Origin of the sequence: Aeromonas sp. sif2433, assembly GCF_019218705.1 — a bacterium.
In the GTDB taxonomy this organism is placed as follows: domain Bacteria; phylum Pseudomonadota; class Gammaproteobacteria; order Enterobacterales; family Aeromonadaceae; genus Aeromonas; species Aeromonas encheleia.
Window position 1 is genome coordinate 89,283 of sequence record NZ_JAHUXD010000009.1, and the last position, 21,655, is coordinate 110,937.

Genomic DNA, 21,655 nt, shown 5'->3' on the forward strand with positions numbered 1-21,655 from the left:
GCGCAATCGACCGCCGCAGACTCGGGCCCGGATGACGGCGCACCAGGGTCTAGGTGCTCGTCAGCCGGGCGCCACAGGGTTATTTCAGGCTGGCGTAGTAGGCCGCCAGGTTGTCCATGTCCGCCTCGGTGAGCGCCGCCATGAAGGGGGCCATCATGGGATCCTGGCGCTTGCCCTCCTTGAAGGCCTTCAGCTGCTTGACCAGATAGGGGGCATTCTGGCCCGCCAGATTGGGATAGATAGGCACGCTGGCCTTGCCCTCAGGCCCGTGGCAGGCGGCGCACAGGGCGGCCTTCGCCTTGCCCGCGTCCACATCGGCCGCCCTGGCGTGCTGACCCCAGGCCAGCGCCAGCAGGGGCAGGACATACAGCCATTTTTGCATCTTCTTTTCCTCGATTTGAAATAGAACACAGTCCCGTTGGCCTGACGCAGGCCAACGGCGGTATAAAAGAGTGACACGAGCATACGCAGGGATGAACCACGCCACCATGAAGCTGATCAACACTTTCGCCACCGAACTGCCCTGGGCCTGCGAGCCGGTGGCCCCCCAGCCCCTGCACAACGCCAGGCTGCTGCACCTCAACCAGGATCTGCTGCGCGAGCTGGGGTTGGCGGACGTCAGCGCGGCCGACTGGCTCGCCTGCTGCGGCCAGGGCCGGCCGCTGCCGGGCATGATGCCGGTGGCCCAGGTCTATGCGGGTCATCAGTTCGGCGGTTATAGCCCGCGCCTCGGTGATGGCCGTGCCCTGCTGCTGGGTGAGCAACAGGCGCCGGACGGTCAGCGCTGGGATCTGCACCTGAAAGGGGCTGGCAAGACCCCCTTCTCCCGCTTCGGCGACGGTCGCGCCGTGCTGCGCTCCAGCATCCGCGAGTATCTGGCATCTGAGGCGCTGCATGCCCTCGGCATCCCCACCACCCGCGCCCTGGTGCTGGTGGGCAGCGACGAGCCCATCTACCGGGAGCAGACCGAGAGCGGAGCGACCGTGTTGCGCACCGCACCGAGCCACCTGCGTTTCGGCCACTTCGAGTACTTCGCCTGGAGCGGCCAGGGGGAGAAGATCCCGCAGCTCATCGACTATCTGCTGCGCCACCACTTCCCGGAGCTCAGCAACGGGGCCGAGCTGTTCGCCGAGGTGGTGCGCCGCACCGCGCGGCTCATCGCCAAGTGGCAGGCCGCCGGCTTCTGCCACGGGGTGATGAACACCGACAACATGTCCCTGCTCGGGCTGACCCTGGATTACGGCCCCTACGGCTTCATCGACGCCTATGTGCCCGACTTTGTCTGCAACCACTCGGATCCGGGGGGCCGCTATGCGCTGGATCAGCAGCCGGCGGTCGGTTACTGGAACCTGCAGAAGCTGGCCCAGGCGCTGGCGGATCAGGTGGACGGCGACGCCCTGGCGGCGGCCCTGGCCCAGTACGAGCATCAGCTGATGCTGCACTACTCGGAGCTGATGCGGGCCCGACTCGGGCTGGAAAGCTGGGAGGAGGAAGACCCGGCCCTGTTCCGCCAGCTGTTCCAGCTGCTGGCGAGCCAGGGAGTGGACTATCACCTCTTCCTGCGCCGTCTGGGTGGCTTGACTCAACAGGGGGAGTGGCCTCTCCCTCTGCTGGCGCTGCTGCCGGATCCCGCGCTCTGGCAGGGGTGGCTCGAACTCTATCGGGCGCGGCTGGTCCGCGAAGGCAGTGACGATGGGACCCGCAAACTGCAAATGGAGGCCGTCAATCCCAAGTATGTGCTGCGCAACGCCCTGGCCCAGCAGGCGATAGACGCCGCCGAGGCGGGCGACATGGCTCCGTTCGAGCGGCTGTTTGCGGCCCTGCGGCACCCTTATGATGAGCAGCCTGAATACGAGGATCTGGCGACCCCGGCTCCCCAGTGGTATTGCGGTGGCGAGCTCTCCTGCAGCAGTTGAGGAGTACCTGATGAGTTGGCGTATCACGCAGATAGACACAGAGTCGGCGGTGCTGATGCTGGCCTGCCCCGGTCTCTGCTGGGACAACTTTCCCAGCCTGGCCGACGCCTTGCTGCAGGAGTGGGAGCTCGATGTGCTGGAGCGGGAGTGGGGGGCGGATCGCCACAGCTGGCTGCTGACATTCGAGGGAAGCCAGCTCAGGCTGGAGTTCGATCACCACGGCGGCTGCTGGTTGGAGGCGCTGCGCCCGTCCGATCGGGAGGTGGTGCTCTGGCTGGGTCGGCAACATAGGGTCTGAGCCCAAGACGCCCAGTGCCTCGGTTGTCGCATCAGGATTGAACTGTCGGCCTGGGGTGCATGACGTTGTCCTTTGATGAGCGTTGCCGCAGGCCGAACCCATAGCATAAGGATTGAACTATCACGCCGGGGGCGTATAATCTCGCCCCTCAATTATCGCCAATGGTGGCGGTATGGGTTCCCTAACCCCATTAACCAAAAAGGTCACAACATGAATCTGACCCCTGCTCAGCACCATACGGCGCTGGTGCGCCTCTCTTTGTTCCACATTCTGATCATTGCCAGCAGCAACTATCTGGTGCAGCTGCCGATCACCGTCTTTGGCTTCCACACCACCTGGGGCGCCTTCAGCTTCCCGTTCATCTTCCTGGCCACCGATCTGACGGTGCGGATCTTCGGCGCCGGGCTGGCCCGCAAGATCATCCAGACCGTGATGCTGCCAGCGCTGGCCATCTCCTATGCGCTCTCGGTGTTGTTCTTCGAGGGCAGCTACCAGGGGATCGGCAACCTGGCCGAGTTCAACCTGTTCGTGGCGCGCATCGCCCTGGCCAGCTTTATGGCCTATCTGGTGGGCCAGTTCATGGACGTGGTGGTATTCAACCGCCTGCGGCTGCTCAGGGCCTGGTGGGTGGCACCGGCCGCCTCGACCCTGTTTGGCAACCTGGTGGATACCATCGCCTTCTTCAGCATCGCCTTCTGGCGCAGCACTGATCCCTTCATGGCCGAGCACTGGGTCGAGATAGCCACCGTGGATTATGTCTTCAAACTGCTGATAAGCTTGGGGTTGTTCGTACCGCTCTACGGCGTGCTGCTGCGCTACCTCAGCCGCAAACTGGTGGGGGAAGCCGGCCTTGCTGGTTTGCAACCGGCGAGCCGTCAGGCCTGACGAGAATGACCACCGCATGGGTGGTCATTTTTTTTGCACTTCTCGCAAATAAGGCTTGCACAGTTAAATGAGAATGATTATTGTTACCTTGTTTTCCGGGAAAGACTTCATTCGTTCCAACATGATGGACTTCTTGTGAAGGCACGACATTGCTCACATTGCTTCCAGTTAAGGGGCCAGTTTTTTACTGGCCCTCTTTTTTTGGCTGTTTTTCAGCAAGTTGTAGTCATAAAAAATGGGAGCCTTGGCTCCCATCTTCAGTCTGTGTCGGCTCACTCTATATCGAGTGCATCGGGGGAGAGGATCACCCCCGTGGTGTCCGCGTAGAGGTGATCGTCCGGCAGGAAGGTGACGCCGCCGAAGTTGACCGGCAGATCGGTCTCACCCACGTCCTTGTGGTCGGCGCCGACCGGGATGGCGGCCAGGGCCTGGATGCCGATATCCAGATCTTCCAGGATGTCGACCTCGCGCACGCAGCCGTAGCAGACGATGCCTTCCCACTCGTTCTCCGCCGCCGTGGTGGCGATCTCGCTGTCGATCAGGGCCCGACGCATGGAGCCGCCGCCATCGATCAGCAACACGCGACCGACGCCGTTCTCCTTGACCAGTTCACGGATCAGGCCGTTCGATTCGAAGCATTTGACCGTGGTGATGACGCCGCCGAAAGAGGCACGGCCGCCGAAGGAGCAGAGCATGGGTTCGAGTACATCCACCATGTCCTGATAGATGTCGCACAGTTCTGAAGTGTTGTATTCCATTGAGTCAAATCCACCGCTGGAAACAGGTGGATCCAGTATAAGGAGTGGGACTGGCATTTCAATGAATATTCCTTGAACAAGCATGGGGATAAGAGGCAGCGCATCGATTCCCCGCAGCCCATGGCCTGGTCGCCGAGAGGCTCAGAGTACCGAGCTGCCATGGGGGATTTTCATCACCCGCCTTGCGGGTCAGGGGGCATGAGCCCGTCCTCCCGGCCGAAAAAACAAAGGGACCATGAGGCCCCTTCATATTGGCGCCGATCCGGCACTAGAGCAGGAACAGGGTCGCCAGCCCGAGGAAGATGAAGAAGCCACCGGTGTCGGTGATGGCGGTGATCATCACGCTGGCCCCCACCGCCGGATCCCGGCCGAGGCGGGTCATGGTCATGGGGATGATGACCCCCATCAGGGCCGCGACCAGCAGGTTGAGTATCATGGCCAGGGTCATCACGGCGCCCAGCGCCGCATCCTGATAGAGGAAGTAGGTGGCGACCCCCATGGTGCCGCCCCACACCAGGCCGTTGATCAGCGCCACCCCCAGCTCGCGCCACAGCAGGAAGGAGACGTTGCCCGGCTGGATGTGCTGCAGCGCCAGCGCCCGCACTATCATGGTGATGGTCTGGTTGCCGGTGTTGCCACCTATGCCCGCGACTATGGGCATCAGGGCCGCCAGCGCCACCAGCTGCGAGATGCTGTGCTCGAACAGGCCGATGACGCGCGAGGCCATGAAGGCGGTGCAGAGGTTGAGGGCGAGCCAGGCCCAGCGGGTCTTGACCGCCTTGCTGACCGGGGCGAAGACGTCTTCATCCTCGCTGATGCCCCCCATGCGGCGCAGATCGGTGTCGCTCTCCTCATAGACCAGATCCACCACCTCGGCGACGGTGAGCCGGCCCATCAGCTTGCCCTTGCCATCCACCACGGCGGCGGAGATGAGATCGTCCCGCTCGAAGGTGCGGGCCGCGGCCTCGTCGTTGTCTTCCGGATCGAAGGTGACGGGGTTGCGCTCCATCACGTCCCCCACCTTGGTATCCGGCTTGTGCAGCAGCACTGTGGTGAGCGGCAGCTCCCCCTGCAGCCGGTTGCGCCTGTCGGTGACGAACAGCTTGTCGGTGTTGGTGGGGATCTTGCCGAGCTGGCGCAGGTAACGCTGCACCGTCGCCAGGCTTATGTCGGCCCGCACCGTGATCAGCTCGAAGTCCATCATGGCGCCGACCGTGTGCTTGCCGTAGCGGATCACCTCCCGCACCCGGTCGCGCTGGTCGGGGGCCATGGAGGTGAGCAGCCGTCCCATCAGGTTGCGGGGCAAGTATTGGCCGAGGTAGATCTGATCGTCGATGTCGAGGGTGCGCAGGGCATGCAGCAGCGCCTTGTCGCTCATGCCGCTGATCAGGCTGTCCCACACCGTCTCCGACGCCTCGACCAGGATCTGGCCATGCCTCTCCGGGTCCACCTGCTGCCAGAGCACGTGGCGCTCGTCCGGCGGCAGGGATTCCAGCGCATCGGCGACGTCGGCGGCCGGCAGGCTGTTGACCAGGCGCGTCAGCTCGCTGGTCTGATCCCGCAGCTCGGCGTCCTGCACCCCCTGAGGATCCAGCAGGCTGTCGGTGAGGGCATCGTCGGCCAGCAGCAGCGTGAGGATGCGGGATCTGTCGTGTTCACGCTGCTTGGCGCTGTTCTTGGGGGGGAGAGACATGCAACAAGATTCCTGAATTCGGTTGGCCGGATGGCCGTGCCCCATAGGATACCAGACCCAAAACAATAGGTTATGACTGTAAATGCAGTAAAAAAACGCCACCCTCAGGGTGGCGCTTGCAATACAGGGGCGTTGGGCACCGGATCAGGCGGAGGCCACCGTCTGCTGGGGGTCGCTGGCCTGACCGAACCAGGCAAGCTTGCCGGCCAGGATCACCACAGAGCCGACCATGATGAGGGCCGGACTCTCGACCCCGACCGCCAGCTCGGGCAGCTGGTCCAGGGTGCCACGAATGACCCGCTGGTTCGGCTGGGTGCCGCGCTCGATCAGCGCCACCGGGGTGTCGCCGGCCTTGCCGTGCGCTATCAGTCGCTCACGGATCACCCCACAGGACGAAAGCCCCATATAGAACACCAGGGTCTGTCGATCCCGGGCCAGCAGGGGCCAGTCGAGATCCTGGGCGCCGCCCTTGCCGTGGGCGGTGACGAAGCGCACGCTCTGGGCGTGATCGCGGTGGGTGAGGGGGATGCCAGCATAGGCGGCGCAGCCGCTCGCCGCCGTGATCCCCGGCACCACCTGGAAGCCCACGCCGCTGCCGACTAGCGTCTCCAGCTCCTCGCCACCCCGGCCGAAGATGAAGGGGTCGCCGCCCTTCAGCCGCACCACCCGCTGTCCCTTCTTCGCCTCCTCCAGCAAGAGCTGGTTGATCCCCTCCTGCGGCACGCAGTGGTTGCCCGCCTGCTTGCCGACGAAGATGCGTTTGGCATCCCGGCGCACCAGCGCCATTACCTCGTCGGAGACCAGCCGGTCATAGACCACCACGTCCGCCTGCTGCATCTGGCGCAGGGCGTGCAGGGTGAGCAGACCCGGATCGCCGGGGCCCGCTCCCACCAGTACCACCTCGCCACCGGTGTGGCTTTCGTCGGCAAACAGGTTGTCGGCCAGCTGATTGGCCGAGGCGCTATCGCCCCGCGCCAGCGCCTGCCCGAGCCGGTCAGCCCCGAGCAGCCTTTCCCAGAAGCGGCGCCGCTCCCCCATGCTGGCAAAGCGGGCCTTGACCCTGTCTCTCAGGCCGCCGGCAAAGGTCGCCACCGCGCCGAGGTGCTGGGGCAGCAGGGCCTCCAGCTTCTCGCGCAGCAAGCGGGCCAGCACCGGGGCCTTGCCGCCGGAGGAGATGGCCACCATCAGCGGCGATCTGTCGATGATCGACGGCATGATGAAGCTGGAGCGCTTGGGATCGTCTACCACGTTGGCAAATATCCCCGCCTGGTTCGCGCTCTGGTAGACCAGGGCGTTGACCTCACGCCTGTCGGTGGCGGCCACCACCAGCCACTTGCCCGTCAGCTGCGCCGGCTCGAATTCACCGGCCAGCCAATCGATGGTCCCGCCGGCGGCCAGCCCCGCCAGCTCGGAGTCGAGCGCGGGGGAGACCACCGTCAGTCGGGCGCCGGCGTCCAGCAGCAGGCGCGCCTTGCGCTCCGCCACCTCGCCGCCACCGACCAGCAGCACGGGTTTGTTGTCGAGTCGGCAAAAGATGGGCAAGTAGTCCATGGGGCCTCCGGATCAGGCGGTTTGGGTCTGGCTGGCGGTGCTGGTGGCGTCGGTCACCGCGACCGGGCGCTCAGCTTTCGGGGTGGCATACCAGTAACCGAGGCCCATAAAGAGGACGCCGGAGACTGTGTTGCCCAGGGTCACCCACAGCAGGTTGTGGCCGATGCCGCCCAGGGTGTAGGCATCGGAATGGGCACCAAACCAGGAGAGGGCAAACAAGGTCATGTTGGCGATGGAGTGTTCGTAGCCGGAGGCGATAAAGGCCAGCAGGCACCACCAGATGGCGATGAAGCGGGCGGCCCCTTCGGTGCGCAGCGCCATCCAGATGGCGAGACAGACCAGCCAGTTGCAGAGGATCCCCTTCATAAACAGGGTCAGGGCCGGTGCCTGGGTCTTGGCCAGCGCCACCTTGTGGGCCAGGCTGCCCGCGTCCGGCAGCAGGCTGCCGCCGTAGGAGTAGATGAGCGCCACCACGACGGAGCCGAGCAGGTTGCCGGCCCAGGTCTGGGGCAGGATGCGCAGCAGATCGCCCATGGAGATCTTGCCCGCCTTCACCCCTAGGGTGAGGAACATGGTGTGGCCGGTGAACAGCTCGGAGCCGGCGATGATCACCAGGGTCAGGGCGATGCCGAAGGTGGCCCCCATCACCAGCGGACGAATGCTGGGATCCACCAGGTTGCCCAGGGTAAAGATGAGGATGATGCCGAGGCCCACATAGGCCCCCGCCATGGCAGAGCTCAGCCAGAAGCCCAGCTTGTCGCTGCGCTCGAAGCGGTTGATGCGGGCCGCGTTGGCGGCGCACTTGTTGATGGTGTCGGTATACATGCTGGTTCTCTCTAAACGGGCCGCCCGCAGGCCGCCCTGATGTGTATGGGATTAGACGGCGACCCAGACCTGCTGGTCACGCACTTCAACGGCATAGGCCGCAATCGACATGGCCGGATTCTCGAAGCAGTGGCCGTCGCTCAGGCGAAAGCGCTGCTTCTTGAGCGGGCTGGCGACCCAGAGCGCGCCGTCGTGTTCACAGATGATGCCGCGTGACAGCACGTTGGCGGCGAAGAAGGGATCCCGGTTGTCGATGGCGAACACCTCGGCCGTCTCGCTCGGGCGGAACAGGGCGATCTGGCGCCCTTCAATGAGTGCGCACACGCCGGTTCCCGGCAGGATGTCGTTGAGTTGGCAGGCAAGTTTCATCATTTGGTCTCCACCTCGATCTGGTAGACGGGAATGCGCTCGGCCGGAGTGGCGGGCCTGTGCTGGTCACGCTCGCTGACGAACTGCACGTCAGGGTCGCGTTTGCCGCTGTTGATGAAGTGGCTGAAGCGCTTGAGGGCTTCCTCTTCATTCAGGGTGCGGGACCACTCGCACTCGTAGCCGTCGATCAGCACCTGGATGTCACGTTCCAGGGTCTCATTCAGTCCCAGCTTGTCGTCGACTATCACCTCGCGCAGGTAGTCGACGCCCCCTTCCAGGTTGCCGAGCCAGACCGAGGTGCGCTGCAGTTTGTCGGCGCTGGTGACGTAGAACATCATGAAGCGGTCGATCAGCTTGATCAGCGTCTCGCGGTCGAGGTCTGAGGCCAGCAGATCGGCGTGGCGCGGTTTCATGCCACCGTTGCCGCCCACATAGAGGTTCCAGCCCGCGTCGGTGGCGATGATGCCGACGTCCTTGCCCTGGGCTTCCGCACATTCGCGGGTACAGCCGGAGACCCCGAACTTCATCTTGTGCGGGGTGCGAATGCCCTTGTAGCGATTCTCGAGGAAGACCCCGAGGCCGACGCTGTCCTGCACGCCGAAGCGGCACCAGGTGCTGCCGACGCAGGTCTTGGCCATGCGCAGCGCCTTGGCGTAGGCTTGGCCGGTCTCGAAGCCGGCGGCCAGCAATTTCCGCCAGATGGCGGGCAGATCGTCTTTCTGGGCACCGAACAGGCCGATGCGCTGGGCGCCGGTGATCTTGGTGTAGAGCCGGTAGTCGCGGGCCACCTCGGCCACCGCCAGCAGCCCTGCTGGGGTCACTTCACCACCGGCCATGCGCGGGATGACGGAGTAGCTGCCGTCCTTCTGCATGTTGCCGAGGAAGATGTCGTTGGTGTCCTGCAGCTGGGTGTTCTGCGGGCTCAGCACATGGCCGTTCCAGCAGGAGGCGAGGATGGAGCCGACCGTGGGTTTGCACACCTCGCAGCCATAGCCCTGACCGTGCCTGGTCAGCAGCTCGTCGAAGCTCTTGATCCCTTCCACCTTGACCAGGTGGAACAGCTCCTGGCGGGAGTGGGGGAAGTGGGCACAGAGGTGGTTGTTGACCTCGATGCCCTGCTTCACCAGCTCGGCGTTGAGCACCTGGCTGATGAGCGGCACGCAGCCGCCGCAGCCGGTGCCGGCCTTGGTGTGCTGCTTGATGGCGGCCAGCGTGGTGTGACCCTCGGCCACCGCCTGGGCGATGTCGCCCTTGGAGACGTCGAAGCAGGAGCAGATCTGGGCGGTCGACGGCAGGGCATCTACCCCCAGGGTCGGCTTGGCACCGGCATAGGCGGGCAGGATCAGGGTGTCCGGGTGGGATGGCAGCGGCATGGCGTTGAGCATCAGCTGCAGCAGGTTGCCGTAGTCATCCACGTCACCGACCAGTACGGCGCCGAGCAGGCGGCTGTTGTTTTCGCTCACCACTATCCGCTTGTAGACCCCGGCCTGATCGTCCTGGAACACATAGCTGTGGCTGCCGGGGGTGCGGCCGTGGGCATCGCCGATGGAGCCGACGGAGACGCCGAGCAGCTTGAGCTTGGCGCTCATGTCCGCCCCCTCGAAGCGGCTGTCGCCGCCGAGCAGGTGATCCACCGTGATCTGGGCCATCTTGTAACCCGGCGCCACCAGGCCGAAGAAGCGGCCTTGCCAGGCGGCGCACTCGCCGATGGCATAGATGTCGGGGTCGGAGGTGAGGCAGTGATCGTCGACCGCGACGCCGCCGCGCTCGGCTATGGCCAGTTCACAGTAGCGGCCAAGGGTGTCCTGCGGACGTATGCCGGTGGAGAAGACCACCACATCCACGTCAAGCGCGCTGCCGTCGGCGAAGGCGAGGCGGTGTTTGGCCTCCTTGCCGCCGTGCATCAGGATCTCGCTGGTGCTCTTGCTGGTGTGCACCTGCACCCCCATGGACTCGATCTTGCGGCGCAGCAGCTGGCCGCCCTGGCCATCGAGCTGCTCCGCCATCAGCACGGGGGCGAACTCCACCACGTGGGTCTCGAGGCCCAGCGCCTTGAGGGCTCCGGCCGCCTCCAGCCCGAGCAGACCACCACCCACCACCACGCCGCTCTTGCCGCTCTTGGCGGCGCTGCGGATGGCCTTCAGATCCTCGATGGTGCGATAGACGAAGCACTCGTGGTGCTGGCTGCCCTGAATGGGCGGCACCCAGGGGTAGGAGCCGGTGGCCAGCACCAGCTTGTCATAGCCGACCACTGTGCCCTTGTTGGAGTGCACCTCGCGGGCCGCCCTGTCGATTTTTTTCACCGCCTCGCCGAGCAGCAGACGGATGCCGTGCTTCTCGTAGAAACCGGGTTTGACGAGGGAGAGATCTTCGCTGGTGTGGTGGGAGAAGTAGGAGGAGAGATGGACACGATCGTAGGCGGGACGGGGTTCTGCACCGAAGACGGTGATCTCGAACCGGCCCGGATCGGCCCGCTCGATCAACTCTTCGATGAAGCGGTGCCCCACCATGCCGTTCCCTATGACGGCCAGTCTGACTTTGCTCATGATTGCCTCTGATTTGGAGTAATAAAACGTCATTCTGGCGTTAGGCTACCCAGTCACGGGGGGCGGGCAATTGATGTAAATCAAGTGTCTATTTATATATCCCCTCAGAGGTAAGTTGGTGAAATAGAAAGCTATGCATAAATAGGTATACCAGTGGTGCAATTAGGCTGGTTGCGTGTCAAATGGCAATAGGGGGCTGCGGCCACCGTCGGTGGGTCGGCGGTCAGGCGGGGAGGGTGGCGATAGACCGGCGGCTCGTTCGTGGGCCGCAGCTCGTTCACTTTCATCATTCGGCTGGGTGGCCTAGGGCGGCCTGGCTCGCCAACCATGATGAAAAAACACCTCGGCGAGGAGGTGTTTATCGCACGCTCCCACGCGGGGAGCGGCCCCGGGATCAGCGCATTGGCTGTGGCGTTTGATAGGGCGCGCGGGCGCAGGTCTCGCGGATGAGATGGCGCAGCCAGCGGTGGGCCGGATCGGCATCCAGCCTGGGATGCCAGAGCAGGGCCAGGGTGATTTTGGGCAAGGGGAAGGGCAGGGGCAGGGTCACCAGATCGGCGTGCAGGGCGGCGCAGTGCAGCGCGGGCACGGTGGCCACCAGATCGCTGCCCCGCACCAGCGCCAGCGCAGTGGCAAATCCCGGCACCAGGGTGGTGATGGTGCGCTCCAGCTTGAAGACGGCGAGCGCCTCATCGACGGGGCCGTGCTCCTGCCCGCGGCGTGACACCATGATGTGGCGGGCGGCGGCATAGCGGGCGGCGGTCAGGGGGCCTTCGCACAGGGGATGACCGGGGCGCACCACGGCGACGAAGCGATCCTGGAACAGCGCCTGGGTGTGCAGCTCGGGCGCCGTGTTGGCGCCGATCACCCCGGTCTCGAAATCCAGCTCCCCGCCGCGCAGGGCGTGGCTCTCCTTGTCGGGCTTGGCCATGAAATGCAGCCGCACTCCGGGCGCCTCTGCGGCGAGCCGGGTCAGCAGGGCCGCCCCGACGCTCTCCACGAAACCGTCGCTGGCCCTCAGCCGGAAGGTGCGCATCAGGCTGGCCGGATCCACCTCCTGCTGGGGGCGCAGCACGGCCTCTGCCTCCTGCACCAGCTGGCTGACCTGCTCGCGCAGGACCAGGGCGCGCGGGGTGGGCACCACCCCCCGGCCGGCCCGCACCAGCAGAGGATCCCCCGTGGTCGCGCGCAGCCGGGCCAGCGCCCGGCTCATGGCGGAGGGGCTGAGCCGCAGCCGTCTGGCGGCGCCGGCCACGCTGCCCTCATCGAGCAGCGCCTCCAGGGTTAGCAGCAGATTGAAATCGGGTGTGCTCATGATCTTTGCCTCGCCGAGCCTTCAGGGTGACCGCCTCATGGCGACGCCTCTCGCCTCATCATACGCGAGAATGGGCGCCTTCATATGGCGTGCCGTGCAGCTATAAGCTGCAAGTCGTGCGTCTTCCGCCGGTTCAGCTTGCTGGCTAGCCTTGTCGGCATCCTAGTCCGCCGGAGCTCATGCCCATGCCACACAATATCGTTCTTTCGCCCCCTCTGACTCGCCGCCTCGGCCTGCTGGCGCTCGGGCTCGCCACCCTGCTGCCCATGCTGGCGGGGAGCATGGCCAACATGGTGCTGCCGGCGTTGGAGCAGGCGTTTGCCGTGCCCTTTGCCGGCGTGCAGTGGGTGCTGGTGGCCTACCTGCTGGGGCTCACCTGCCTGACGGTGGTGGCCGGGCGGCTCGGTGACCGGCTCGGCCGGCGTCGCCTGCTGCTCTGGGGCCTTGGACTGTTTGCGCTGGCCTCCCTGCTGTGCGCCCTGGCGCCCTCCCTCGGCTGGCTGATCGCGGCGCGGGCCCTGCAGGGGGCCGGGGCGGCCTGCATGCTGGTGCTCGCGCTGGCCATGGTGGGGCAGCTGGTGGGGCCGGCGCGCCGTGGCTGGGGCATGGGGCTGCTCGGTACCCTGTCGGCCTGTGGCACTGCCCTTGGCCCCTCGTTCGGCGGCCTGTTGATAGGTACGTTCGGCTGGCAGGCGCCCTTCCTGCTGCTGGTGCCCGTCAGCCTGCTGGCGCTGGGGGCTGGCCTGCTCGGCCTGCCTGCGGAGGGGGCACCGCCGAAAAAGGAAAGCATCGCCCTCGCGCGCCTGCTGATGCTGGTGATGGCGCTGCTCTGCTACGGGCTGGCGCTGACCTCGGGGGGCGTGCTGGCGCTCTGCTGGGGAGCGGGGGCACTGCTCGTCGCCGCGCTGTTCGTGCGCCGCGAGCGACTCGCTTGCTCCCCCCTGTTGCCGCTGGCGCTGCTGGCCGAGCCCCACCTGCGCGGCGGCCTGCTCGCCAGTGCCCTGGTGGCCAGCGTGATGGTGGCGAGCCTGCTGATCGGCCCCTTCTACCTGCGGGGGGTGTTCGGCCTCGATCTGGGGACGGTCGGGCTCATGATCTCGGGCGGGCCGCTGTTGGCGGCCCTGACGGGGATGCCCGCTGGCTGGCTGGTGGACAGGGTAGGTGCGCGGCGGGTGGTGCGGCTGGGGCTGATGGCCATGGCGAGCGCGGCCCTCGGGCTGGCGACCCTGAGCAGCGGGCTGGGCCCGCTCGGTTATCTGCTGCCCATACTGCTGCTGACCTCCGGCTATGCCCTGTTCCAGACTGCCAACAACAGTGCCCTGGTGGGGGCGGCGAGCGAGCAGACGAGGGGGGCCGTGGCCGGCTTGCTGACCCTGTCGCGCAATCTGGGCCAGCTGACGGGGGCCGCCGGGCTCGGTGGCCTGTTTGCCAGCCTGGCCGGCACGCACCGCCTGGCTACGGCCATGGCGGCGGATCTGGCGTTCGCCATGCAGGCCAGCTTTGCCCTGGCTGGCTTGTTGATCGGCGGGGCACTCTGGCTGGTCGGACGCCGCCGCGAGGGGGCACTGGCGGTGAGCTGAGGGGGAAACCATGAGGCATAAAAAACGCCTCCATCGGGAGGCGTTTTTAGAGCGTCATAGAGCTGGCCTTACAGGATAAAGCGGCTCAGATCCTCGTCCTCGATCAGCTTGCCGAGGTGGGCGTTGACGTAGTCGGCATCGATCACGAAGGTCGCGCCTGACTGCTCGGAGGCATCGTAGGAGATGTCTTCCATCAGTCGCTCCATCACTGTGTGCAGGCGGCGGGCGCCGATGTTCTCGGTGCGCTCGTTGACCTGCCAGGCGGCCTCGGCCAGGCGGCGGATGCCGTCCTTGGTGAACTCGATCTTGACCCCTTCGGTCGCCATCAGCGCCTGGTACTGGTCGGTGAGAGAGGCGTTAGGCTCGGTCAGGATGCGCTCGAAGTCTTCGGTGGTCAGCGCGGTCAGCTCGACCCGGATCGGCAGACGGCCCTGCAGCTCGGGGATGAGATCCGACGGGCGTGCCACCTGGAAGGCGCCGGAGGCGACGAACAGTATGTGGTCTGTCTTCACCATGCCGTGCTTGGTGTTGACGGTGCAGCCCTCGACCAGCGGCAGCAGGTCCCGCTGTACCCCCTCGCGGGAGACGTCGGGGCCGGAGGATTCACCGCGCTTGCAGATCTTGTCGATCTCGTCGAGGAAGACGATGCCGTTGTTCTCGACCGCGTGGATCGCCTTCTGCTTCAACTCTTCCGGGTTGACCAGACGGGTGGCCTCCTCCTCGATCAGCACCTTCATGGCCTCCTTGACCTTGATCTTGCGCTTCTTCTTCTGCTGCTGACCCAGGTTCTGGAACAGCCCCTGCAGCTGGTTCGCCATCTCTTCCATGCCTGGCGGGGTCATGATGTCGACCCCCATGGGGCTGGCGGAGAGCTCGAGTTCGATCTCCTTGTCATCCAGCTGGCCTTCCCGCAGTTTTTTGCGGAACACCTGGCGGGTGTTGGAGTTGTCGGCCTTCTCCTCCTCGCCCCAGCTGTTGCGCGGGTTGGGCAGCAGGGCGTCGAGGATGCGCTCCTCGGCGGCTTCCTCGGCGCGGTATTTCATCTTCTCCATCTCGGTCTCGCGCACCAGCTTGATGGCGACATCGGTCAGATCGCGGATGATGCTGTCCACTTCCTTGCCCACGTAGCCCACCTCGGTGAACTTGGTCGCTTCGACCTTGATGAAGGGGGCGTTGGCCAGCTTGGCGAGGCGGCGGGCGATCTCGGTCTTGCCGACGCCGGTCGGGCCTATCATCAGGATGTTCTTCGGCGTCACCTCGTGGCGCATCTCCTCGCTGAGCTGCATCCGGCGCCAGCGGTTACGCAGGGCGACGGCCACCGCCCGCTTGGCATCGGCCTGGCCGATGATGTGGCGGTCCAGCTCGTGAACGATTTCTCTCGGGGTCATCTCGGACATGATGGCATTCCTGTATCCGGGGCGGGCAGGGCCCACCCCTTGCAAATTGGCAAAGAGGGGCCTTACTTCGGCTCGGTCTCTTTGGGTGCGTACTCCAGCACTTCAACCGTGTGATGCTGGTTGGTGAAGACGCAGATGTCACCGGCGATCTTGAGGGACTTCTCGACGATGCTCTTGGCATCCAGCTCGGTGTTCTCCAGCAAGGCGGTGGCCGCCGACTGGGCGAAGTTGCCGCCCGAGCCGATGGCGATGAGATCATGCTCCGGCTGCACCACGTCACCGTTGCCGGTGATGATGAAGGACTTGTGCTCATCGGCGACCGCCAGCAGGGCCTCGAGGCGGCGCAGGGCGCGATCGGTGCGCCAGTCTTTGGCCAACGCCACGGCGGCGCGCTCCAGATTGCCCTGATGGGCCTGCAGCTTGGCCTCGAAGCGCTCGAGCAGGGTGAAGGCATCGGCGGTACCGCCGGCGAAGCCCGCCAGCACCTTGCCGTTATAGAGACGATGAACCTTGCGGGCGTTGCCCTTCATGACGGTGTTGCCGAGGGATACCTGGCCATCCCCCCCGATCACGACTTGGCCGTTGCGGCGGACTGAAACTATGGTAGTCACTTTACTTACCTCGCTTGAGCCGAAAAACGGCCTGACTGTGCATGGCAAGAAAGATGGGGGTCAGGCCGGAGTTTTTCAACCCTGCCGATGGCGCGGATAAGAGAGGGCGTCATATGGCCTGCAGGCCAAACGGCGGATAAAAAGAAGGCAGGGTGTTGAGCCCTGCCTGCTGTCTGGAGCGAACGACTATCAGCCCTTCTTGGGGATACAGCCGCTGATACCGGCGCCTTGCAGCTTGCGGTTGGCGGCATCGACGGCGGGCTTGCCGCTGAAGGGACCGACCATCACCTTGTAGACGGTGCCGTTGGCGCCATTCACCACCTGCAGGCTGGAGGAGAGGCCGGCGCCGAAGGCGATGCGCGCCTTGAGCGATTCGGCGGAATCCTGTGAGCGCAGGGCGGCGCACTGCATCATGTAGCGACCACTGTCTGCCGCCGCAGTCTGCTGCGCCGCGGCCGCCTTGGCCTTCTCCTGCTCGGCCCGCAGCCCCTTCTCCATGCGCGCGAGCTCGGCCTTGCGGTCGATCACCTGCTCCTGGGCGCTGGTCACGGGGGCTGGCTTGGCGGGCTGAACCGGTTGCGGCTGGTACGGCTGCACCTGGCCGATGGGCGTCCCCGGCTGGGGGATGTCGGTCGGCACCGGCTGCGGCAGTTTCTCGGGCTGCAGGGTGAGGGTGGGCGCCGGTGGCGGCACCCCCGGCTGGGGCGGCGGCTCCATGATGTCCACCTGCTTGTTCTCCAGCCGCTCGATGTAGCTCCACTTCTCCTGTGGCAGGCCATTGCCCTGCGCCTTCGGCTTGTTGGCCTTGACCTGCTCCTCTATGGTCGGGGCATCGGCGCCCTTGCCATTGATCAGGTAGAGGAAGGCGCCGAAGCCGACGAGCAGGGCCCCGGCCAGCAGTGCCGGGATAACAGGAAAGCGGCGAGGTGCCGCTTTCTTGGTGTTACGACCACCGGCCCGTCTTCTCGGGCTGTTGCCGACGTAATCCCGGGTTGCCATCTATTACATGCGCTCCAGGGTATGGATGCCCAGCACGCCCAGACCCAGTTTCAGGACCTTGGCGGTGGCGGCGCACAGCAACAGACGGCTCTGGCGGCTGACCTCGTCGACGCCGTCCTTGTTGATCGGGCAGGCTTCGTAGAAGGTCATGAAGTTGCCGGACAGCTCGTATAGGTAGGTGCAGAGCAGGTGCGGCATCCCCTTGTCCGCCACGCCGTTGATGGCATCGGAGAACTGGATCAGCTTCTGGGCCAGCACCTCTTCCGCCTCTTCGTTCAGCACCACCTTGCCGCCCAGGGTCTCGGCGTCGACGCCGGCCTTGCGGAAGATGGACTGGATGCGGGTGTAGGCGTACTGCAGGTAAGGGGCCGTGTTGCCCTCAAACGACAGCATCATGTCCCAGTCGAAGATGTAGTCGGTGGTGCGGTTCTTGGACAGATCCGCATACTTGACCGCCCCCATGGCGATGGCGTGCACCACCTGGGCCTTCTCCTCGGCGCTGAGGTCGCTGTTGCGGCTCTCCAGCAGGGCGGCGGCGCGCTCCTCGGCCTCGTTCAGCAGATCGACCAGCTTGACGGTGCCGCCGGAGCGGGTCTTGTAGGGACGGCCATCCTTGCCCAGCATCATGCCGAAGGCGTGGTGCTCGAGGGGAACGGACTCCGGCACATAGCCCGCCTTGCGGGTGATGGTCCAGGCCTGCATCAGGTGCTGGTGCTGACGGGAGTCGATGAAGTACATCACCCGGTCGGCGCCCAGGGTCTCGTAACGGTACTTGGCACAGGCGATGTCGGTGGTGGTGTAGAGGAAGCCGCCATCGCTCTTCTGGATGATGACGCCCATGGGCTCGCCATCCTTGTTCTTGAATTCGTCGAGGAACACCACGGTGGCGCCTTCGCTCTCGACCGCCAGCCCCTTGGCTTTCAGGTCGGTGACGATGGCGGGCAGCATGTCGTTGTACATGGACTCGCCCATGATGTCCTTGTTGGTCAGGGAGACATTCAGGCGGTCGTAGTTGATCTGGTTCTGTTCCATGGTCATGTCGACCAGCTTCTTCCACATGGTGCGGCAGTACTCATCGCCACCCTGCAGCTTGACCACGTAGTTGCGGGCGCGCTCGGCGAAGGCTTCGTCTTCGTCGTAGCAACGCTTGGCCTGGGTGTAGAAGGCTTCCAGATCCTTGAGCGCCATGTCGCTGGCGTGCTCGTTGGCCATCTTCTCCAGATAGGCGATCAGCATGCCGAACTGGGTGCCCCAGTCGCCGATGTGGTTGGCGCGCACCACCTTGTGGCCGAGGAACTCCAGGGCGCGGGCCGCCACGTCACCGAGCACGGTGGAACGGATGTGGTGCACCGCCATCTCCTTGGCCACGTTGGGGGCGGAGTAGTCCACCACCACTGTCTGCGGGGTCGGCAGCTTCACGTTGGCGTTGGCGGAGGTCACCATGGCCTCGACCTGGCCGGCCAGCCAGCGCTGGTCGAAGAAGAAGTTGATGAAGCCGGGGCCGGCGATCTCGACCTTGGCGATCAGGTCGGAGGCGGGCAGGTGCTCGATGATGGCGGTGGCCAGCTCGCGGGGATTCTTGCGGGCCGGTTTGGCCAGCAGCATGGCCAGGTTGGTGGCCAGGTCACCGTGAGCCTTCTCCTTGCATCGGTCTACTTGCACCCGGGCTTCCAGGTCGGCCGGCAACACGCCCGCGGACTTGAGATTGGCTACCGTTTGTTCAAGTAGATGATGAATATGCTCTTTCATAACTGACCACCGAGGTTGCGCGTCGAAAAATGACTGACTAGATAAGGGCGTGAATTTTACCCGCATCGGGCCGAGAAAACTATAGGAATGGCCCGCCCGTATTGGCACGGCGGATATTTCACTGCGTTTTCCACCACAATACAGAATATTGATTGGAATAAGTGGTGGTTATCCATTTCTACTGCATATCGAAGCGGCTTGTCCAGGCTATTTTCCCCTGATTGTTAACGGGTTTTTTATTCCATCTCGATCTGAATGATCCCGCCCCGTGCCACGGTCGTATCATCAGAGGAAGTCGTTGGAGGATGATCCTGATGAAACTGGCGCTGTTTCCGCTCTCCGCTCACCTGCTGCCCGGTGGCATCATGCCGCTGCGCATCTTCGAGCCCAGGTATCAGCGCATGGTCGCCGAGGCGCAGACGCGGGAGTTTGCCATCTGCATGCTGGATCCCCGTCAGCCGGAGGCGCTGCGCAACATGTACCCCATCGCCACCCGGGTGCGGATCATCGATTTCGATCTGCTGCCGGACGGCCTGCTCGGCATCACCGTGCTCGGGGTGGCGCGGGTCAGGATAGTCGATCTGTGGCAGGAGTCCGATGGTCTGCGGGTGGGCGAGGTGGAGCCGCTGCCCCCCTGGCAGACCAGCCGGCTCAATGCGGATCAGCACTCCCTGGTCAAGGCGTTGCAGGATGTGTTCAACGATTACCCCGAATACGCGGCGCTCTACCCCACCCCCGACTGGGACGACGCCAGCTGGGTGGCGCAGCGCTGGCTCGAGGTGCTGCCCATCCCGGTGGAGCAGAAGCAGTGGCTGGTGGCGGCCGAGAACAACCAGCCGGCGCTCTCGCTGCTGAGCGGGCTGCTGGTGGCGAGCCATTGACGGCATGGGGAGGAATGATCTTTTTTCACTGGCCGTCGTACTGGCAAGGGCGATAGCCATCAAGGTAGGGCGCGATGACATATACTAGCCACCCATCATTTATCCGTCACAGGACCTCGACCCGCATGGATAACCCAGATGGTGACCTGAAGGCGAACCTGCTGCGCGTGGCGGAGCAGGCCGACAAGGCTGCCTTCGCCACCCTGTTTCACCACTTCGCCCCCCGCATCCGCGGCTATGGCCTGCGCCATCTCGGCAGCGAAGCCAATGCGCTGGAGCTGGTGCAGGAGACCATGCTGCTGGTCTGGCAGAAGGCGCGGCTCTATCACCCCGAGCGGGGCGCCCCCACCACCTGGATCTACACGGTGATGCGCAACCAGTGTTTCGACATGCTGCGCCGGCGCCGGGCCAGCAAGGAGGATCTCTGCGCCGAGGAGCTGTGGCCCGTGCTGGAGTTCAGGGCAGAAGAGGATCGACTGAGCGAGGGGGAAGGGGCCGTGCTGACGAGCCAGATGGCGCACCATCTGGACGCCCTGCCCCAGGCCCAGCAGCAGGTGGTACGCGGCATCTACCTGCAGGAACTCTCCCAGCAGGAGCTGGCGGATCTGCTCGGGGTCCCGCTCGGTACCATCAAGTCCAGGCTGCGGCTGGCATTGCAGAAGCTGAAAGAGCATGTGGAGCAAGAGCATGATTAAAGCCCATCCCACCCACGTCATGCTGCGCGCCTTTGCCGCCGGCGAATTGCCACTGCCGCTGACGGTCGGCGTCTCGGCCCACTGCGAACTCTGTGCCGATTGTGGCGCCTGGCTGCACGCCTGTGAGGAGGAGCTGGCGGCCCGCCATCTCGAGACCCCGGCTCCCGAAGAGGCCATGGTGCCGGTGCTGGATGCCATGCTGGCGGAGATACTGCAGCAACCCCTGCTACCCGTGGTGAGCGCCGCCGACCCCGTCCCCGAGCTGCGGGTGGCCGGCCGGGAGTATCCCCTGCCCAGGGCCCTGGCCCGTTACCATGAGGCCGACTGGCGCCATGTCGGCGCCATCCGTCAGCACCGGCTGCCGTTGGTGGAGCAGGGGGCGCGGGCCAGCCTGCTGCACATAGAGGCGGGCGGGCGCATCCCGGAGCACACCCATCAGGGCTACGAACTGACCCTGCTGCTGGCGGGCAACATCCAGGATGGCGAGGTCCGCTATCAGGCGGGGGACTTCATCTGGCGCGATGCCAGCCACTCCCACAGCCCGCACACCCCGGACGGCTGCCTCTGCTACACGGTGCTGGATGCCCCGGTCCGCTTCACCAGGGGGCTGTCACGGCTGCTGAACGGCCTCAGGGATCGGCTCTACTGAGGCCGGTCGCAGGCATAAAAAAAGGGACCCGTCGGGTCCCTTTTTTCGTGTGGCGAGCAAGGGCTCAGGCCACGAACACCAGATAGACGGCGAAGGCCACCACGAAGCGGTAGATGGCGAACGGGATGAAGTCGAGCCGGCGGATCAGCGCGAGGAAGGTCTTGATGGCGATCATGGCCACCACGAAGGCGGTGACGAAACCCACCGCGAACATGGGGAAGTCGGCCATGGAGAGGAAGTCGCGGCTCTTGTAGAGATCCAGTCCGCTGGCGGCCACCATCATGGGCACCGCCAGGATGAAGGAGAACTCGGCCGCCGCCTGACGGCTGATCCCCATCAGCATGCCGCCGCTGATGGTGGCGCCGGAGCGGGAGAAGCCGGGCCAGAGCGCCAGGCACTGGAACAGGCCTATGCCGAGCGCCTGCTGGTAACTGATGTCATCCAGGGTCTCGGAGCGCACCGCAGGGCGGAACTTCTCGGCGATGATCAGCAGGATGCCGCCGGCGACCAGGGCATACATCACGGTCTCGGGGCCGAACAGGTTGGCCTTGATCCAGCTGTGAATGGCCAGGCCTATGACCACGGCGGGCAGCATGCCGAGGATGATGTGGATCAGCGACAGGGTGGCGTGGCCCTTGGCTGGCTTCTGGCCGAAATGGATGCCAATCAGCCCGAACAGCCGGCGCCAGAACACGGCCACGACCGCCAGTATGGAGCCCATCTGAATGACCACCTCGAAGGTGGCGGCCTTGGGGCCTTCGAAACCGAGCAGGTGGCCGACGATGATCATGTGGCCGGTGGATGAAACGGGCAGAAACTCGGTCAGGCCTTCCACTATGCCCAGCACAAAGGCGACAAACAGGGCGTAGGACTCTGTCATGATTCAGATCTCTTGGTTGATTGGTCCGGATAAAAGCAGCCCCGAGCGGAGTCGGGGC

General features: G+C 64.9%; 20 protein-coding genes. 7 read left to right on the plus strand and 13 right to left on the minus strand.

Features of this window, described 5'->3' with window-relative positions; all coding sequences use genetic code 11:
- Window positions 1–79 precede the first annotated feature (79 nt).
- A complete protein-coding gene (locus tag KW825_RS14855; RefSeq protein WP_218292052.1) occupies window positions 80–382 on the minus strand; it encodes a c-type cytochrome in 303 nt (100 codons plus the stop codon).
- A 106-nt stretch (window positions 383–488) separates the two neighbouring features.
- Between KW825_RS14855 and KW825_RS14860 the strand changes: the two genes are divergently transcribed.
- The 3 genes from KW825_RS14860 (at window position 489) to KW825_RS14870 (ending at window position 3,099) form a co-directional block, all read left to right on the plus strand.
- Window positions 489–1,916 carry a YdiU family protein gene (locus KW825_RS14860; protein WP_218329690.1) on the plus strand — a complete coding sequence of 476 codons (1,428 nt, stop codon included), beginning with the start codon at window positions 489–491 and terminating at the stop codon, window positions 1,914–1,916.
- A 10-nt stretch (window positions 1,917–1,926) separates the two neighbouring features.
- Window positions 1,927–2,214 (plus strand): DUF3630 family protein, encoded by a 288-nt coding sequence (locus KW825_RS14865; RefSeq protein WP_218329649.1) that lies wholly within the window; start codon window positions 1,927–1,929, stop codon window positions 2,212–2,214.
- A 210-nt stretch (window positions 2,215–2,424) separates the two neighbouring features.
- Window positions 2,425–3,099, plus strand: coding sequence for a 7-cyano-7-deazaguanine/7-aminomethyl-7-deazaguanine transporter (locus tag KW825_RS14870; protein WP_042654399.1), 675 nt, complete (start codon window positions 2,425–2,427; stop codon window positions 3,097–3,099).
- 272 nt (window positions 3,100–3,371) lie between these two features.
- Here the strand turns inward: KW825_RS14870 and rraA are convergent, their stop codons facing one another.
- The 7 genes from rraA to KW825_RS14905 form a co-directional block, all read right to left on the minus strand.
- Window positions 3,372–3,857: a ribonuclease E activity regulator RraA gene (gene rraA, locus KW825_RS14875; protein WP_042654398.1), complete on the minus strand. Its 486-nt coding sequence runs from the start codon at window positions 3,855–3,857 to the stop codon at window positions 3,372–3,374.
- A 268-nt stretch (window positions 3,858–4,125) separates the two neighbouring features.
- Window positions 4,126–5,550: a magnesium transporter gene (gene mgtE / locus KW825_RS14880; RefSeq protein WP_042654397.1), complete on the minus strand. Its 1,425-nt coding sequence runs from the start codon at window positions 5,548–5,550 to the stop codon at window positions 4,126–4,128.
- A 144-nt stretch (window positions 5,551–5,694) separates the two neighbouring features.
- Entirely contained in the window at window positions 5,695–7,101 is a 1,407-nt protein-coding gene (gene cysG, locus KW825_RS14885; RefSeq protein WP_218329650.1) for a siroheme synthase CysG, read from the minus strand.
- Window positions 7,102–7,113: 12 nt separating this feature from the next.
- Window positions 7,114–7,926: a nitrite transporter NirC gene (gene nirC, locus KW825_RS14890; protein ID WP_218329651.1), complete on the minus strand. Its 813-nt coding sequence runs from the start codon at window positions 7,924–7,926 to the stop codon at window positions 7,114–7,116.
- Window positions 7,927–7,977: 51 nt separating this feature from the next.
- On the minus strand, window positions 7,978–8,295 hold the full coding sequence (nirD, locus tag KW825_RS14895) for a nitrite reductase small subunit NirD (RefSeq protein ID WP_218329691.1): 318 nt from the start codon (window positions 8,293–8,295) through the stop codon (window positions 7,978–7,980).
- Window positions 8,295–10,841, minus strand: coding sequence for a nitrite reductase large subunit NirB (gene nirB, locus KW825_RS14900; protein WP_218329652.1), 2,547 nt, complete (start codon window positions 10,839–10,841; stop codon window positions 8,295–8,297). The genes nirD and nirB overlap by 1 nt, the downstream gene beginning before the upstream one ends.
- 394 nt (window positions 10,842–11,235) lie before the next feature.
- Window positions 11,236–12,156 carry a LysR family transcriptional regulator gene (locus tag KW825_RS14905; protein ID WP_218329653.1) on the minus strand — a complete coding sequence of 307 codons (921 nt, stop codon included), beginning with the start codon at window positions 12,154–12,156 and terminating at the stop codon, window positions 11,236–11,238.
- A 179-nt stretch (window positions 12,157–12,335) separates the two neighbouring features.
- Between KW825_RS14905 and KW825_RS14910 the strand changes: the two genes are divergently transcribed.
- The gene (locus tag KW825_RS14910) at window positions 12,336–13,736 is read left to right on the plus strand and encodes an MFS transporter (RefSeq protein WP_371315815.1); all 1,401 of its coding nucleotides are present in this window, start codon (window positions 12,336–12,338) and stop codon (window positions 13,734–13,736) included.
- A 68-nt stretch (window positions 13,737–13,804) separates the two neighbouring features.
- Here the strand turns inward: KW825_RS14910 and hslU are convergent, their stop codons facing one another.
- From hslU to argS, 4 genes are all read right to left on the minus strand, one after another.
- Entirely contained in the window at window positions 13,805–15,133 is a 1,329-nt protein-coding gene (gene hslU / locus KW825_RS14915; protein WP_218329655.1) for an HslU--HslV peptidase ATPase subunit, read from the minus strand.
- A gap of 62 nt (window positions 15,134–15,195) precedes the next feature.
- Window positions 15,196–15,744 carry an ATP-dependent protease subunit HslV gene (gene hslV / locus KW825_RS14920; RefSeq protein ID WP_042654390.1) on the minus strand — a complete coding sequence of 183 codons (549 nt, stop codon included), beginning with the start codon at window positions 15,742–15,744 and terminating at the stop codon, window positions 15,196–15,198.
- Window positions 15,745–15,933: 189 nt separating this feature from the next.
- Window positions 15,934–16,743: an SPOR domain-containing protein gene (locus KW825_RS14925; RefSeq protein ID WP_218292042.1), complete on the minus strand. Its 810-nt coding sequence runs from the start codon at window positions 16,741–16,743 to the stop codon at window positions 15,934–15,936.
- Window positions 16,744–16,746: 3 nt separating this feature from the next.
- Window positions 16,747–18,492 (minus strand): arginine--tRNA ligase, encoded by a 1,746-nt coding sequence (gene argS, locus KW825_RS14930; RefSeq protein ID WP_042654388.1) that lies wholly within the window; start codon window positions 18,490–18,492, stop codon window positions 16,747–16,749.
- Window positions 18,493–18,806: 314 nt separating this feature from the next.
- Between argS and KW825_RS14935 the strand changes: the two genes are divergently transcribed.
- The 3 genes from KW825_RS14935 (at window position 18,807) to KW825_RS14945 (ending at window position 20,717) form a co-directional block, all read left to right on the plus strand.
- Window positions 18,807–19,373 (plus strand): LON peptidase substrate-binding domain-containing protein, encoded by a 567-nt coding sequence (locus tag KW825_RS14935; protein WP_042654474.1) that lies wholly within the window; start codon window positions 18,807–18,809, stop codon window positions 19,371–19,373.
- A 125-nt stretch (window positions 19,374–19,498) separates the two neighbouring features.
- The gene (locus KW825_RS14940; RefSeq protein ID WP_218292041.1) at window positions 19,499–20,068 is read left to right on the plus strand and encodes a sigma-70 family RNA polymerase sigma factor; all 570 of its coding nucleotides are present in this window, start codon (window positions 19,499–19,501) and stop codon (window positions 20,066–20,068) included.
- Window positions 20,061–20,717 carry a ChrR family anti-sigma-E factor gene (locus KW825_RS14945; RefSeq protein WP_218292040.1) on the plus strand — a complete coding sequence of 219 codons (657 nt, stop codon included), beginning with the start codon at window positions 20,061–20,063 and terminating at the stop codon, window positions 20,715–20,717. Before KW825_RS14940 ends, KW825_RS14945 begins: the two co-directional genes overlap by 8 nt.
- A 64-nt stretch (window positions 20,718–20,781) precedes the next feature.
- Here the strand turns inward: KW825_RS14945 and bacA are convergent, their stop codons facing one another.
- Entirely contained in the window at window positions 20,782–21,597 is an 816-nt protein-coding gene (gene bacA / locus KW825_RS14950) for an undecaprenyl-diphosphate phosphatase (RefSeq protein WP_218329656.1), read from the minus strand.
- Window positions 21,598–21,655 lie beyond the last annotated feature (58 nt).

What these genes read in the sequence shown, in the direction of transcription:
- KW825_RS14865 (WP_218329649.1), top strand. Translation starts at nt 1,927, where the DNA reads ATGAGTTGGCGTATCACGCAGATAGACACAGAGTCGGCGGTGCTGATG.
- nirB (WP_218329652.1), bottom strand. Translation starts at nt 10,841, where the DNA reads ATGAGCAAAGTCAGACTGGCCGTCATAGGGAACGGCATGGTGGGGCAC.
- KW825_RS14855 (WP_218292052.1), bottom strand. Translation starts at nt 382, where the DNA reads ATGCAAAAATGGCTGTATGTCCTGCCCCTGCTGGCGCTGGCCTGGGGT.
- KW825_RS14910 (WP_371315815.1), top strand. Translation starts at nt 12,336, where the DNA reads ATGCCCATGCCACACAATATCGTTCTTTCGCCCCCTCTGACTCGCCGC.
- rraA (WP_042654398.1), bottom strand. Translation starts at nt 3,857, where the DNA reads ATGGAATACAACACTTCAGAACTGTGCGACATCTATCAGGACATGGTG.
- KW825_RS14935 (WP_042654474.1), top strand. Translation starts at nt 18,807, where the DNA reads ATGAAACTGGCGCTGTTTCCGCTCTCCGCTCACCTGCTGCCCGGTGGC.
- KW825_RS14925 (WP_218292042.1), bottom strand. Translation starts at nt 16,743, where the DNA reads ATGGCAACCCGGGATTACGTCGGCAACAGCCCGAGAAGACGGGCCGGT.
- bacA (WP_218329656.1), bottom strand. Translation starts at nt 21,597, where the DNA reads ATGACAGAGTCCTACGCCCTGTTTGTCGCCTTTGTGCTGGGCATAGTG.
- argS (WP_042654388.1), bottom strand. Translation starts at nt 18,492, where the DNA reads ATGAAAGAGCATATTCATCATCTACTTGAACAAACGGTAGCCAATCTC.
- mgtE (WP_042654397.1), bottom strand. Translation starts at nt 5,550, where the DNA reads ATGTCTCTCCCCCCCAAGAACAGCGCCAAGCAGCGTGAACACGACAGA.
- hslU (WP_218329655.1), bottom strand. Translation starts at nt 15,133, where the DNA reads ATGTCCGAGATGACCCCGAGAGAAATCGTTCACGAGCTGGACCGCCAC.
- KW825_RS14870 (WP_042654399.1), top strand. Translation starts at nt 2,425, where the DNA reads ATGAATCTGACCCCTGCTCAGCACCATACGGCGCTGGTGCGCCTCTCT.
- cysG (WP_218329650.1), bottom strand. Translation starts at nt 7,101, where the DNA reads ATGGACTACTTGCCCATCTTTTGCCGACTCGACAACAAACCCGTGCTG.
- KW825_RS14940 (WP_218292041.1), top strand. Translation starts at nt 19,499, where the DNA reads ATGGATAACCCAGATGGTGACCTGAAGGCGAACCTGCTGCGCGTGGCG.
- KW825_RS14860 (WP_218329690.1), top strand. Translation starts at nt 489, where the DNA reads ATGAAGCTGATCAACACTTTCGCCACCGAACTGCCCTGGGCCTGCGAG.
- KW825_RS14905 (WP_218329653.1), bottom strand. Translation starts at nt 12,156, where the DNA reads ATGAGCACACCCGATTTCAATCTGCTGCTAACCCTGGAGGCGCTGCTC.
- nirD (WP_218329691.1), bottom strand. Translation starts at nt 8,295, where the DNA reads ATGAAACTTGCCTGCCAACTCAACGACATCCTGCCGGGAACCGGCGTG.
- nirC (WP_218329651.1), bottom strand. Translation starts at nt 7,926, where the DNA reads ATGTATACCGACACCATCAACAAGTGCGCCGCCAACGCGGCCCGCATC.
- KW825_RS14945 (WP_218292040.1), top strand. Translation starts at nt 20,061, where the DNA reads ATGATTAAAGCCCATCCCACCCACGTCATGCTGCGCGCCTTTGCCGCC.